Source organism: Photorhabdus sp. S10-54 (assembly GCF_963878145.1).
Taxonomy (GTDB): domain Bacteria; phylum Pseudomonadota; class Gammaproteobacteria; order Enterobacterales; family Enterobacteriaceae; genus Photorhabdus; species Photorhabdus kayaii.
Genome location: NZ_CAWNXG010000005.1, coordinates 66,358 through 81,212, shown reverse-complemented (window position 1 = coordinate 81,212; position 14,855 = coordinate 66,358). Strand labels below are relative to the sequence as shown.

General features: G+C 39.3%; 10 protein-coding genes. 8 read left to right on the top strand and 2 right to left on the bottom strand.

The features are described 5' to 3' along the window. The first annotated feature begins 8 nt into the window (after positions 1-8). The 8 genes from AACQ83_RS04390 to AACQ83_RS04355 all read left to right on the top strand — a co-directional run bounded on the left by AACQ83_RS04390 (position 9) and on the right by AACQ83_RS04355 (position 12,903). Positions 9-455 (top strand): GPW/gp25 family protein, encoded by a 447-nt coding sequence (locus tag AACQ83_RS04390; RefSeq protein ID WP_112876599.1) that lies wholly within the window; start codon positions 9-11, stop codon positions 453-455. Continuing rightward, positions 452-868: a hypothetical protein gene (locus tag AACQ83_RS04385; RefSeq protein ID WP_112876600.1), complete on the top strand. Its 417-nt coding sequence runs from the start codon at positions 452-454 to the stop codon at positions 866-868. Before AACQ83_RS04390 ends, AACQ83_RS04385 begins: the two co-directional genes overlap by 4 nt. A 43-nt stretch (positions 869-911) precedes the next feature. Next, entirely contained in the window at positions 912-3,617 is a 2,706-nt protein-coding gene (locus AACQ83_RS04380; RefSeq protein ID WP_112876601.1) for a hypothetical protein, read from the top strand. Continuing rightward, positions 3,610-6,510 (top strand): hypothetical protein, encoded by a 2,901-nt coding sequence (locus AACQ83_RS04375; RefSeq protein ID WP_112876602.1) that lies wholly within the window; start codon positions 3,610-3,612, stop codon positions 6,508-6,510. Before AACQ83_RS04380 ends, AACQ83_RS04375 begins: the two co-directional genes overlap by 8 nt. A 150-nt stretch (positions 6,511-6,660) precedes the next feature. After that, positions 6,661-7,941, top strand: coding sequence for a tail fiber protein (locus AACQ83_RS04370; protein ID WP_112876603.1), 1,281 nt, complete (start codon positions 6,661-6,663; stop codon positions 7,939-7,941). Between the two features lie 81 nt (positions 7,942-8,022). Beyond that, positions 8,023-9,882 carry a contractile injection system tape measure protein gene (locus tag AACQ83_RS04365; RefSeq protein WP_112876604.1) on the top strand — a complete coding sequence of 620 codons (1,860 nt, stop codon included), beginning with the start codon at positions 8,023-8,025 and terminating at the stop codon, positions 9,880-9,882. 9 nt (positions 9,883-9,891) lie between these two features. Further along, positions 9,892-11,976 (top strand): ATP-binding protein, encoded by a 2,085-nt coding sequence (locus AACQ83_RS04360; protein ID WP_112876605.1) that lies wholly within the window; start codon positions 9,892-9,894, stop codon positions 11,974-11,976. A gap of 24 nt (positions 11,977-12,000) precedes the next feature. Continuing rightward, a complete protein-coding gene (locus AACQ83_RS04355; RefSeq protein ID WP_112876606.1) occupies positions 12,001-12,903 on the top strand; it encodes a DUF4255 domain-containing protein in 903 nt (300 codons plus the stop codon). Positions 12,904-13,143: 240 nt separating this feature from the next. Here AACQ83_RS04355 and AACQ83_RS04350 read toward each other — a convergent pair whose 3' ends face one another. Beyond that, on the bottom strand, positions 13,144-14,013 hold the full coding sequence (locus AACQ83_RS04350; protein ID WP_112876607.1) for a hypothetical protein: 870 nt from the start codon (positions 14,011-14,013) through the stop codon (positions 13,144-13,146). Between the two features lie 123 nt (positions 14,014-14,136). Further along, entirely contained in the window at positions 14,137-14,841 is a 705-nt protein-coding gene (locus tag AACQ83_RS04345; protein WP_112876608.1) for a helix-turn-helix transcriptional regulator, read from the bottom strand. Positions 14,842-14,855: the final 14 nt, after the last annotated feature.

Here is a 14,855-nt window from a genome sequence, read left to right as displayed (position 1 = left end):
ACAACGAAATGACAGACAATATATTAGCCGATATTTATGGCCGGGGTTGGGCTTTTCCACCACAGTTTTTTATTAAAGATAATACGCATCCAGAAATACCTACCGGAGTCCAAATGGCATCAGGTGCAGAGAATGTCCGCCAAAGCATGAAAATTCTTTTTCTCACTGAACCCGGCGAACGCATTATGCGTGAAGATTACGGTTGTGGTCTGAATGATTATCTGTTTGCCAATATTAATGATGCACTGATAGCAGAAATCCAAACTCGAATTGAAGAACGGGTACTGCGCTATGAACCGCGCGCGCAAATCACGATGATTCAGGTCAATCAAAGAACGGACTTACCCAATACCCTGCATGTTCAGGTGACTTACGCCCTGAGAGGCAGCGAAATCAACCAACAAATTGATGGCATCCTTGAGGTCAGCGAAGGCCAAGTGTGGGTGAACCTATGAGTAAACAATGTGTGGTGGATGGTGACAATCTGCTATTTGAACCGTTATTCGGCAACCGGCAAGTCACCCTTCTGGGACCGGCCACCATTAGAGGCAGCGGGCACGCCCAGATCCAAGGCAAAAAGATCGCCATTGTGGGAGACGAAAAAAAGGTCCAATTTCAGGCGCAATATATTACCCCTAGCCACCCGATACCCGGTATGGGAATGGTCACCATTGCTCAATTGGATGCCAGCCAGCAAGCAAACTTTTGCCGCAGCCCCGCCACGGTGATTATTGTCGGTCAGCAATTTACCGCCCGTTTCACCCCGACACAACCGGCGAATAATCCATCGAGCGGCCCGGATGTGACAACGCCGAGTATGGGAAAAGGCCGTTTTATTGCCAGCCAATATATCGTCAGTGCCGGATAAATAACCTTTTCAACCTTATTTTTAAATAACAGGTGGTATAAATATGGGACAGGCCGAGTTAGATAATAAACTCTCCGCTATCGTGCCAAATACTGCTTTTAAACTTGATGAAAGAAGTACGCTGGATATTTTAAACTGGCTTAAAAAATACGCCGCAATTATTCCTTTCGATCAAGATAAAAAACAGTTTTGGGACAGTTTTTACTTTATTCAGAAAAATAATCCTCAGCAATTAGCCTGTATTTACCAACAAGTTAATCAAGCCAATGGCCTTTTACCGCCACATCAGGCGTTTATATTGGCTTTTTTAAAACTACTGGAAACAACCAAACGATTATTAAACACCTTTCCGGCACGACACCGCGACCTTTATTATCGAGAATTACTAGGGCTGAATCCTAAAAATGCTCAGGCGGATAGTGTCGCCATCAGCGTTGTCCTGAATACAGATAACGCGGAATTTCTGGTAGCACAAAGTACGCTGTTTGATGCCGGGCAAGATGGTGCCGGTAATTCGTTGCAATATGCGTCAGATGCGGATTTATTAGCGAATCAAGGGGTGCTGACCGACCTGCGTTGGTATCGGAAAAACGGCAACAATGGCTGGCAATCAGCGATACCCTTTAGCCTTTCGGATAACATTGCATTACCCGAAAACGGTATTCAACTTTTTAGCCCAACAACCAATGATATTGCGGTGCTATCTGGTTATCTGATTACCTCATCTCTATTTGCTATGTCCGCTGGAGAACGTCATATCACATTGACGCTGGAAAACGATTGGGCAGGTCAAGCTGAACATCTCACCGCTAAAATCAGTGCAGAAGATCACTGGTTATCGTTGTCGGTAAAACTTATCGATAAAAAGAACATTGAACTGGGATTATCATCCACGGCTGATCCTATCAGCCCGCCAGATAACCTTGATGGCATGACATTCGACGTCCCGGTATTAACATTAGGCACTACTCAGCAACCCATGTTGCCCAAAATTACCAGTATTGAAATCAATATTAATGGCAACCGTAGTGTGCGCTATGCCTCTGATGGCGGAACTGAACAGACAGATAAAACCAGTTTCCCCTTTGGTCAATTTCCCTCGTTGGGTTCCGGTTTTAATCTGGTTGCCCCTGAATGGTATGGTTCTGAAAACGCGACACTTACCCTGACTCCGCAATGGGTTGGCTTGCCCACCAAGAGTTTTAAAGCGTGGTATAAAGGGTACACCCCTGAACCGGATAATAGCGCGTTTAAAGTCCAAGGCTATTTAGTCACGCCTCAGGAAAGAAAGAAGCTCACTGGCACCCCATCGTTATTTGGCGGAACCGATGCACCACAAGGACAAAACCTGAGTTTTACCTTACCGGCAATGGACTACTCCGTTACTGATAGCCCATCACCTAATGACTGGCCCGCGTCAGTGCGCTTAGAATTGGCTGAACAGGACTTTATGCACACCCAATACTGGCAAGATCCGACCGGTAAAAATTTACCCTACACCCCACAAATCAGTGCGTTGCAAATCACATTCAACGTTAAAGCAAAAACTGAGCAATACACCGTTTATCCTCTTACTCCTTTTGGTTGGGGAAACGCGAACGCTGAAACGCCTTCATTCGCTAATGACGCACTCTATTTGGGCTTCACCAACGTATTACCGGGACAAACCTTATCCCTATACTGGCAACTGGTCGGTGTTCAAGAACTTACGCTATTCTGGTCTTATCTGAATCAGGAAAATGTCTGGAGTCCATTAAATCAACTGGTTCATGATCAAACTCACAACCTGTTCGACCGGGGGATATGGAGTACGTTATTGCCACAGAATGCATCAAATCAGGCAACCTTAATGCCGTCAGGAAAATACTGGCTGAAAGCAGAGATCACTCAACAGACCGCCCCTGAAAATTACCCAAAAATGCAAGGCATACTGTATAACGCCACTACCGCGACATTAATCAATCCAGAAACCATTGAAAATGATCACTTTATTAATGGCTTGGTCGCCGACACTATTAAGCAGACAGTCAGCGCGTCCGTCGCCATTAGCCGTGTGACGCAACCCTGGGCTTCTTGGAACGGTCATCCGAAAGAAACAGAATCCGCTTTTCTCACGCGAATTCCGCCCCGGTTGTCCCATCGTAACCGTGCTTTAAGTTGGGATAATATCGTTACGCTACTGAAAGAGAATTTTATCAGTATATTTGATGTCAAATACCCTTCCGCCAATGAATTAACCAAAATCCCGGCTCCAGAAACGCAACAACTGATTGTGATCCCTGACAGTCGTTACAAAGATAACGACGATGCGCTGCGTCCGATCCTGAATCCGGCCCGACTGGCGGAAATGGCCGACTGGATAAGCCAACTCAGCAGTCCCTGGACCACTCTCAAAATCGACAATCCCAAATACGTTGACGTGCTGATCAGCTATCAACTGGTATTTGCTACGGGGGTTAATCCCGACTATGGCCGCCATCAGTTACAGCAGGAACTCAGCCGAAAATATATGCCGTGGGCAGAAGATAGCGCTATCGGCGTCACAACCGGTAATCGCATTGATTACTATCCGTTATTAGCCACGATTCAACAGTCACCTTTAGTGGAACGGGTCACCAACTTAACGTTGAAAAAATTGCCCCAAATCGCAAAAGCAGTCGGTGACAGCGTAGAGGCCGCTGATAATGAAGTACTGATTTTGGTTTGGTCAGAAAAGAGTTCCGCTAATAAAGGAGCAGACAATGGATAATCAGGATGCCCTGTTTCCCATCATTAAAGACGATATCGCCTTTGAAACCTTACTCACTCAAGCCAAGACGGTAGTTGAACAACAGTCTGGGCAACTCTGGAGCAATACAGCAGAAAATGATCCCGGTATCACTTTATTAGAAGCCTGTTGTTACGGTGCATCTGATCTAGCCTATCGCCATTCGCTGCCACTGAGGGATCTCCTCACGCCTAAAAAAGAGGAACAGACACCGGATAATGGTATTTTTCCACAGGAATTCGGCCCGCAACAAATGCTGACCTGTGGCCCAATTACCGCAGAAGATTATCGCCGCGCCTTACTGGATTTGCATAGCAGCGATAACATTAACGACAAAAGCACGGGTTATTTTTTCTTTAACGATGTACAGCTAGTTCGTGAACCTGCAAGCGAACGCTATGAATACTGGTATAACAAAGAAAAACGTGAATACAGTTTCATTAAAACTCCAGATAGCCAACAGTTAACACTAAGAGGCAATTACTGGCTTTATCTACTCCCTAGCCGGGAAACTGAGGCCGATAAGGTACTGGCACAGCAAAGTCTGGCGGCTTTCTTAAAAAACAACCGTAATCTGGGGGAATCCGTCAGTAAAATTATCTGGCTACAACCCACGGATTTCCTGTTGCAGCTTGCTATTGAGCTGGATGATGATGTGAGAGATATTGCTGACATCTTCGCCAAAGTCTATATAACAACGGCACAGACGATACTGGCAAAACCGTTACGTTATACCACTCAAGCCATGAAAGAATTAGGCTACAGCAATGAAGAAATATTCGCGGGACCTTATTTACATCACGGCTGGATACCTGAACTACCTGCGACCAAAGATTACACCAAGCCGACAGAATTAAAGCTCAGCCATTTGGCTAATCGTTTATTGGCTATTCCCGGAGTACAAAGTATTACCCGATTGGCATTAGGCAAACACGATGAAAACATTTCTCCGCTGGCGGACGATAATTGGTCCTGGACAATCGCTCAAAGATATTATCCCAGGCTATGGGGCAGTGATCCCTTAAGCTTAATTACTTCACCAACAAGTCCGCTCATTATTACCGCCAAAGGTGGAGTAAAAGTCGCCGTATCTAAACAAGATATAGAGAGCAAAATTATTGCTGAGCCATTGATTGAGACACAGCCTGAATTATTAAACTGGGGCAAACATCGTAAAGTCTTGGACTATTATCCGATCAGCAATAAATTACCCGCCTGCTATGGATTACAGACCTACGCGGAAACTCAACAGCAAGTACACTTGCACCAATTTATGTTGCCTTTTGAACAGATGCTGGCTAACGGCTGCGCCGAACTCGCTATTTTGCCGAAACTGTTAGCCTTTAAACAACGGGGAAATGCAGTATATGGTGCACAATGGCCTTTTAAAGCCAATACTGTTGGTCAGAAAGTCCATCAGGAGATCATGCCCAATTTAATCAAACAACTAAATAATGATTCCCAAATTAATAATGATGACGGTATCCATCCGCAAAATTATGCAAAAGAATTATCAATCCTGAATGACTTATTGGAATATTTTGGCACTCATCGCGCGGCCAGACCACTCACTCTGGATTCATTGGATTTTCTCTCTACTCAGCGCGGTTATTTGGCTCAACAACCTGAATTGACCTACCAGCGTAATAATATTCGTATTGATAAAGTGTCAGCGCTGCAAAAACGGATTGCCGCCCGTATTGGCTTAGGTGGAGAGTGTTTTAAAGACAACCCCAACTTGGCTAATTTGCCTTTCTATCTGATTGAACATCGTCAGCTATTACCGGTAAAGCCTGACAAAAAATTCGATAGTGAGCAAAAGCCCGATAATCTGGAAATAAAAAGTGAGCCCAATGCTAAAAATCATCAATTAATCATTACCCAAAAAGGAGCAGCGGACCAATTATTGCACGGGCAGGTAATTAATCTGATTATTATTGAGGGCGACAGAAAATTCACATTACGGGGCCAAATGATCACCGATATTACAGGGGACGCCTTCTCTCTTAATACCCGTAATAGTACTGATCTAGAGCGTAATTTAGATCGCGTGAAAACCGCGTTTGAACAAGGTAATTTACGCTGGTGTAATAGCCCGGTATGGATGGAAGATATGGATTATCAACTGGTTTACGCCAGTGAGACATATCAAACGGGAGCAGAAGACGAACGTTGGATCACCTCCAGCCCCCAAAGTCCCTTCCCTACTATGATCGAAGTAAAGGATGAAGTCACCCTGAAATATATTATTACCCCCGATGGACCACCGACAACAATATTAGCTAATAGTGATTCTCCAACCTATTATGAACTCAAAGCACAAGTCGTGGAATTTGATCGCATTAAAGGCCGAATATTACTTAAAAAAATATCAGGCCAACAATATAATTTTCCAAAACCAGAAGATGCGTGGCGCTACCACTGGTACTTTTCCAATGACAAATATGCCCTAGCTGACCGCTTTTCATTTATGGTCAGTGTAGTGATTAATCGTCAGCTTATTGAGAATGACAAGGTCGATCCTTATAAACTGGAAGCGTGGGTAAAAACAGAGATCTTAGCCGAATTTCCCGCCCATCTTTCCATGATTTTCCACTGGCTATCACCAGAACATTTCAAGAATTTTGCCAGTACTTATAAGCGTTGGCAGAATAATGGCGCGCCTCTGGGTGATGAAGCGTATAATATTTTAGAAACACTAACGCTAGGGCGTTTACCTTCGGCAGCCACCGGTACAGGTAATATGCGAATCGCCACCGAACAGCAACGAATAGAAGTCATTGGGGAATCAGGAACCGAATGGAACGAAAAGGTAATAGAAGATAATCAGTTATTATATGTACCGAAAATTCAAGCTAATATTCAATCTAAATAAAAATAGTCGCAGAAATTAATATCGCACTATAAAAACAACCATCAATTTCATTACTAAATAAAATATCCTCCGATTACTCTCTTATGATCAAGCAATATTTACAGGATATTTAAAATAGAATAATTCAATATTATATATAAGGTCACTAAAATGGAAAAAAAACATAATCTGTCTACTTCGCAATCCAATACAGAAAATACCAATCCTGAATCAAAAGGACCTTCATCAGATGAATTAAAGAATCGTTTTAAAGCGGGAAGTATTCCCCTACAAACTGATTATTCAGACCTGATTGATATTGCTGATATCGGTCGCCGGGCAGTGGGTAAAGCACCAGATCAGACAGATAATCCAAATTCAGGACTGGAACTGGATAATAATCATGGACTATCGGTGAAAACTAACCCTGCCGGCGGTATTTCTGTTGATTCGAGCGGCATAGCTGTTAAATGTTGGCCGAGCGGTGGTATAACAGTCACTGACGGTTCTGGTCTTTATTTAAAATTAGCAGGGGGTAATTCCGGTAATGGTTGGAATGGTGTCAGTGGATTGAGCCTGGGGTCAGACGGTGTAAAAATTAAGGCGAATAATGGCATTAATGTTGATAGTAGTGGCGTCTCTGTAAAAGCTAAGGCTAATGGCGCTATTGCCGTTGATAACGAGGGTGTAGATGTTAAATGTTGGGATAACGGTGGTATTCAAGTCACTGACAATACGGGTATTTATTTAAAACTAGAAGGAGGTGATACACATGGATCAAGTGGCACCAGTGGTTTGAGTTTAAGTAAAAACGGTGTAAAAGTTAAAGCGAGTAATGGTATTAATGTTGATGGGAATGGGGTTTCTGTAAAAGCCAAAGACAACACAATTAACGTTGATCCTACAGGGATATCCGTAAGACTTGGTTGGGGAATAAAAATAGGTGATGGATTAGATGTTAAGGCCGGCAATGGTATTACCGCTGATTGGAATGGTGTCTCTGTAAAATCCAAAGATAACACAATTAGCGTTGATCCTACGGGAATATCTGTGAATCTTGGTTGGGGGGTAAAAGTTGGAGGAGGATTGGATGTTAAGGCCAGTAATGGTATTAACGTTGATAGTAATGGCGTCTCTGTAAAAGCTAAGGCTGGTAGTGGTATTAAAGTAGACAGTGATGGCGTAAGCATTGATATACAATCAATTGTATCAGCACTCTCAGACCTAATTATCCCACCAGGAACAATTGTGCCATTTTATAGTGATGGTGGTTTACCTAATGGATGGGTATGGTGTGATGGGAATAATGGAACACCTGATCTAAACAATACATCATCTAATCTCAACTTAGTTTCAGGTTGGAACCAAATAAGTGAAAGTTTTACATATTTAAGTACCGGAGATCATCCAAGAATACATGCAGCTCATGCTAGATTCATAATGAAAAAATAGACTCGTTAATCAGTATAATATACTCCATATATAAAACCTTTTATATTAACTACATTTATCAATTAAACATGAGATACTAATATGCCTTGGGAGCCAAATCTGTTCAACCGGATTATCATTACTATTGAGGCTAATAATCAACAGGTGGCTAAAAAAGTATTACATGGCTCCCTGCTTAATCAAGCTGATATCAATAAGTTATTTAACGCATTCTTTACTCAACATCCCATTAATCAGGATATCTATTTAGAAACATTAACTCTGGATCTTGGTGAAATAAATCTACATAATTTCAATTCACTATTCCCTGTAAAGCTTAATACTGCGCTAAATAAAGCATTAAGCCAATATCAAATTAATCATCAGGAGAAAAAAACATCCTTAACAGAATCAAAATTGCAAAAAACAACCAACAAACCTTCTTTATTATATGTCAACAATTCAATTAATGTTGAAGATTTCATTCATTATTTAAATCAAAAGAATTCCGCATTGAGTTCAATAGAGATTAAAACTCATCATCAAAATATTGACATCAATATCCGGCAATTAGTTAATCAATTAGCGGGAATAGAAGATAAATTAACTTTATTTTTAGCAAAAAGCTGTTTATCTGAACCAAGTCTACAACGGTTATTAATGCTCAAACAACCCACTTTATTAAGCTCTATTAACCACAGACTATCCGAAAGGATAAACAGATCACAATACTTTGGGGAGCCTGTCTCCCCCGGACAATTGATACTCAATGCGTTGCAATATATACAGCTAAATCATACACAGGAGATACCTAAACTGGATGTGAAAGTGCTATCACATCTCACCACTGAATTAGATAGCGGTATACTTAATGCAGCATCTACTATTCCGTTATTTCGCCAAATTATCACTCGCAATATTCCATTGAATAATTGGTTAAAACAGTTATGGCAAACTATTACTGTTGCAACATTCAGTAAAAAACACCTATCGGCTAAAGAATATCAATATTTATCCGAGCGTTTCATTTCAAATCATATGAATAAAGATATACTCAGTGAAAAATTAATTGTCACTAATCATGACAAATTTAACATTCAGGAAAATAAATATTTACCTGAGTATTATTTTTCAGATCATACGGATAAAGATATACTCGATAAAAAATTAATTGCTACTCATCATGACAGCATCAATATTCAGGAAGAGCAGTATTTACCTGAACATTTTATTTCAGACCATGCAGATAAAGATAAATCCAGCAAGAAATTATCCATAACTCATGTTGATATTAAAAATGTTCATAGATATAAATATGCAACAAACCAGAAGGTAATATCCAAAAACCATAAAATATTATCAACATCGAATAACTCACATATTACAGGAAATAATTCTAACCAATTACATAATATCAATAAAACACATTCTGAATACGCTTTATTGCCTAAACAAACTCTTCTATATCAGATAAATAATGCTGGAATATTAGTTTTATGGCCGATGCTGCCTGCATTATTTAATCAATTTTGCCTACTTGATGATAAAATATTTATTCATCGTCAAGCACAATTTAGCGCGGTTAATTTCCTTAACTATCTGATTTGGGGAAACGAAGAAATACAGACAGAATTAAATATATTGAATAACGTTCTGTGCGGATTAATGGTTAACAAACCTATTGGATTAGCGCCTGTTGAACCAGAAAAACAATTGATTATAGATCAATGGCTAGACGCCGTTATCAGCCAACTTCCCGGCTGGAAAAAATTAACCCGTAATGACGCTCGCCAACTGTTTTTACAACGACCAGGTGAATTGTTGATAAATGAACAGGAAATCAAAATCACGCCAGAGCATCAGCCGTTTGATGTGCTATTAGCCGATTGGCCTTGGCCATTAAATATCGCCAAGCTTCCTTGGTTAGCTCATCCTTTAAAGATTGACTGGAAAAATATTTAGAAGGTTTATATGGACTACCTACTAACAAATAATCCCTGTAACATGGCTGAATTACGCTGGATTTATCCCCATTTGGAACGTATCGATCTGCTATTACAGCAATACTATTATCAAAAGGGAGACCAATACGATTCATTACCGGAAAGTTTTTTACTGACCGAAGAGGAAGTAGAACAGAGTTTAATATCACCGCAAGGTATACCTCATTGGCTGGCAGAAACGAATAATCCTATTCGCCATCCAGAAATCGAGGAAAGCCCTGCCCTTGATGCGTTATCATTATTGGTCGAACGTTTTGAACTGACTGAATTTGAGCGTGATATTCTATTATTAGGCTTATTACCCCATTTCGATAGCCGTTACCATACATTATTTGCCGCTCTGAATGGCAACAGTAAAAAACAGTGGCCCAGCTTCACTTTAGCCATTGAATTATTTAGCCAACGTCAAAGTGATCGGCAATTACTGCAAAACAGCTTTTTACCGCAAACACCATTAATCAATAACCAATTATTACGACTCAATAATCACGAAGAATCTATCTGGTTACAAACGCAATTCTTAACCCATAGTGCTGTCTGGCATTTTTTATTGGGACAACGAACCCTTTTGCCCCCCTTGATAACCTGTGCTAACTGGCGAACACCTGCCTCATATAATGGGTATCCACAAACTCTTTATCATGCATTTGAAAAGATATTATTGAATGAAACCAACGGAATACGTCCATTGGTCATACTCAGAGGAAAAGAAGGCAGCGCCAGAGAATTAGCAGTCAGTAATATTATGGGATCTCATGGTATTCATACCTTAACGCTTGATTTAGCCCACCTGACCGATGAAGAAAATACAACCAGAATATCCGGCCTGCTGGCGGACGCAATACGAGAAACCCGGCTACATAACGCTTGTTTATTAATTCGCAATTTTTCTTTGCTTACAGAGGCAAAGAAAATATTACACCGCGATTTATCTATTTTGCTAAATCAGCCGAAATTACGTGTGGTTTGTCTGGTAGAACCGGGAGATGCATTAGTCTGGATTAAGCATCTGCCAATGGTGCAAATTAATATGCCCGGTGCAACATTGACCGATAAAGAAACCTTAATGAAAACAAGCTTATCGGAGAATATTGCTCAAAAAATTAATATTACTCGGCTATGTCAGCGCTTCTCTTTTACTGCGGAAACATTACCGCTCATTCTTGAAGAAGCTTATCAATATCAAATGATCCGGCAACCAGAAGGCCAACTGGAAGAAACTGATCTGCGTCAAGCATTAAGTTTTCGCGCCCAACAGAATTTCGGCAAACTGGCTCAACGAATTACTCCAAAGCGCAGTTTTGACGATTTAGTGGTTTCAGACACATTAGCACAACAATTAAAAGAAATTATCTCAGCGATTAATTACCGTGACCAAATTCTGGGTGCCGGCTTTCAGGAAAAAATCAGTTACGGCACCGGAATTAGCGCCCTATTTTACGGAGAATCGGGTACCGGCAAAACAATGGCTGCTGAGGTAATTGCCGGTTATCTTGGTGTTGATCTGATTAAAGTTGATCTCTCTACCGTGGTAAATAAATACATCGGTGAAACGGAAAAAAATATCTCCCGTATTTTCGATCTGGCCGAAGCAGATTCTGGGGTACTGTTTTTCGATGAAGCCGATGCCCTATTTGGCAAACGCAGCGAGACCAAAGATGCTCAAGACAGACATGCGAATATTGAAGTATCTTACTTATTACAACGACTGGAAAATTATCCGGGATTAGTGATTTTAGCCACCAATAATCGTAGTCATTTAGATAGCGCGTTTAACCGCCGTTTTACCTTTATTACCCGCTTTACTTACCCCGATGAAGAGTTACGTAAAAAAATGTGGCAAGTCATTTGGCCGGAACAACTGACACTATCTAATGAAATTGATTTTGCCCATCTGGCTAAACGGGCTGATTTAACTGGTGCTAATATCAGAAATATTGCTTTATTGTCATCAATATTAGCAGTAGATGATAACTGTGAACAAATCGAAAATAGACATATAGATCGAGCCGTGATACTTGAATTAAATAAAACTGGCCGATTAGCTTTTTAAATATTCAATAGAATAGGAACAAACATGACAACCATCATTGCATCTGACAATGCGATTATCGAGATTAATCAAGCATTAAATACTATTTTATCTCAATATTTAGACATTCCCGGTCAAAAAATTGATATTCGTTTTGATCTACCCGAAATTAACTCCATTCAATCAGAACCGACAGTCAGTGTATTTCTTTATGAAATCCATGAAGATCTACAATTACGATCCGCCGAATCAAGACGTTATAATCCGGCAACCAACACATTATTACCGGGATGGGTCAATATCAATTGTAACTATTTAATTACCTACTGGGATGCCAGTAAGCCCTCTAGCGACAGCTCCAGCCCAGACAGCCAACCCAATAATCAAGCCGCACAAGTGATGACCCGGGTTTTAAATGCATTAATCAATAATCGCCAATTAACCGGCATTCCCGGTGCTTATACCCGGGTTATTCCCCAACAGGAAAATTTAAACAGCCTGGGTAATTTTTGGCAATCTCTCGGCAATCGCCCTCGCCTCTCTTTACTCTATTCCATTACTGCACCGATGAAACTGCAAGATATTAAAGACAATATTACACCAATTAGCCAAATATCCACTTCCGTGGTTCAAAAACCCAGTCTGGATAATTCACAAATAAGCCAAGCTCTGGCAGATAAATTATGTGCCGATTTAGGTGGTACAGAAGATATTCGCCTTGCTCTGGCTAAAGTGAATCTGATAACCAAATCCACACCAGATAATAATTATAATCAGAAAAATGAAAGTGTTATTCTTGAAGTTTCAGGTATTACTCTCTCAACCTATCTACCCAAAATAAAAGATATTCTTTCTATATGGGTAAACAAGCAAGAATCCGTGGTTAAAGTAAATGGGATAGGTATTATTATCGTTAAAGAAAATTCTGATGGTTTAATTTCAATATAAAATTATTATTTATTCAATAGAATACCCACGCGAGAATAACAACAAATTAAAACATGCTCTTCCAACTTTCGTATTAATAACATTCAACCTGATAAACAGAAAATAAACTGTACAATCTCAGACTAAATATCTATGCGCCATCCGTGGCGCATTTTTTTATTTTCTACTCATTAATGCCGTAAAATAAATTGCCGTCGCGATGCATTTGAAATCCATAGGGTATATAACTAAAATGTTATATTACTGACTCACAACTTGATCTTTAGGGTTAAATGTAAATACAGCATCTGTTGCCTGTTTTACATTTATACCTTTAGGTAATTCGATGTTAACAATAGGTAAAAATTTACCTGTTGCATCTTTATAATCACGTTGATCTTTTTGTGCATTAACTAAACCTGAATTTGCTGAATAAAAAAGGGCTTCAATAGGTAATGTTTGTGGCTTATTCTCATCCCAAGGTTGAACGACTATCTCATTATAATTTAAACCATTACCATGATAAGGCATTGCAAGTAATGTTTGATAAAAAGCATCTGCTGGATTTTTAGCCGTCGGTCTAACATCAAATGCACAGATTCCCCATGCAGATTTTCTTACAATAGCTTTATTTAATTGATGAGCCGTGAAAACACCAAAGTCTTGGCATGATTTCCCCTCTGAAGGTTTAGGCGGTGCACCACAATAATTTCCCTGACGCCCCCAAGTATTTGCATCAAGAACATAGGAGCATAATACAGGAACTTTAACCTTATCTTCAGGGGCCATCTGTTCAGGAAAAAGAATAAAACCATTAACGCTAGCAAATGTATTGCCAAATTTAGCATCTTTTCTTAAATATGAAAAAGAAACTCCATTATTTTTTATAGAAGATGGATTTAACTTCCAAAATTTAAATCCAGGACGAGTCCCTCTCATCAAAACTCCAGAGCAGAGAAAAGCGGGTGATTGAGCATCACCACAATCTTTAACAGTATTATTATATTGTTGGGTTAATATATTGGCAATATCGTTTTGTACCTCGGTTTTATTTTCCGTTTGAGTGAAAGCAAAAGTATTTGCTGAAAAAAAGACAATACCAAGGAGCAAACCTACAATAGGCTTTTTCATAAAATCCTCACTTAATTTAAAGTGTGTTAATTGAAACTAAATTGTTTCTCATTCACTTCCTAGTAAAGTCTTTCACTGTTTTGCTTATATCACAACTATCAGATTTGATAGTAAAACAAGGCTTCATAATTCTATTTGGCCATTTTCAATGGCCTTTATTATGGCTGCGCCTCTAGAGTTAACATTAAATTTTTCTCTAATTTTTTTAAAATGAAAATTAACATTTGCTTCTGAGCAATTAAGTATGCGTGATATCTCCCATGTTGTTTTGCCAATTAAATACCAAGAACAAACTTCTTTTTCTCTTTCACTTAATTTAATGTTGTTTTTTTTATTTTTTTTGTTTTTTAAAATAATTAAATAATGTAGTATTATATCTCTTAATGCCATTAGTTGATTGAAATTTTTATTTATTGTCCTTGTATAATCATCTTCTTTGCAATAAAAAGATAAAGTTAAAATTCCAAAATCATGATTAATACCATGCATAGGAAAAGATATGCCATGGTTTATTCCATAATCTTTAATTTCATGTAAAAAAAGTGATTTTTCTTCTAGTTTATTGCAATCCCATATGAAAGGGATAGTGTTTTTTATGCAATATTCAAAAACGGGATTGTTATTGATATATTTTTCTTTTTGATATGTTAAGGCTAATTTATCATTATTGGTAATGAAATTTGCTTCTTTAATATTATTTTTAGTTGAAGAGTAAAAGAGAGAGTACCATTCTATATCAGTAATAGATTGAATGGTTTTAATAACAAAATGAAGATCATTAAATTCCTCAACAACACAATCTGAATAAAATTCATACAAGTCAATCATAATTTAACCTGGGT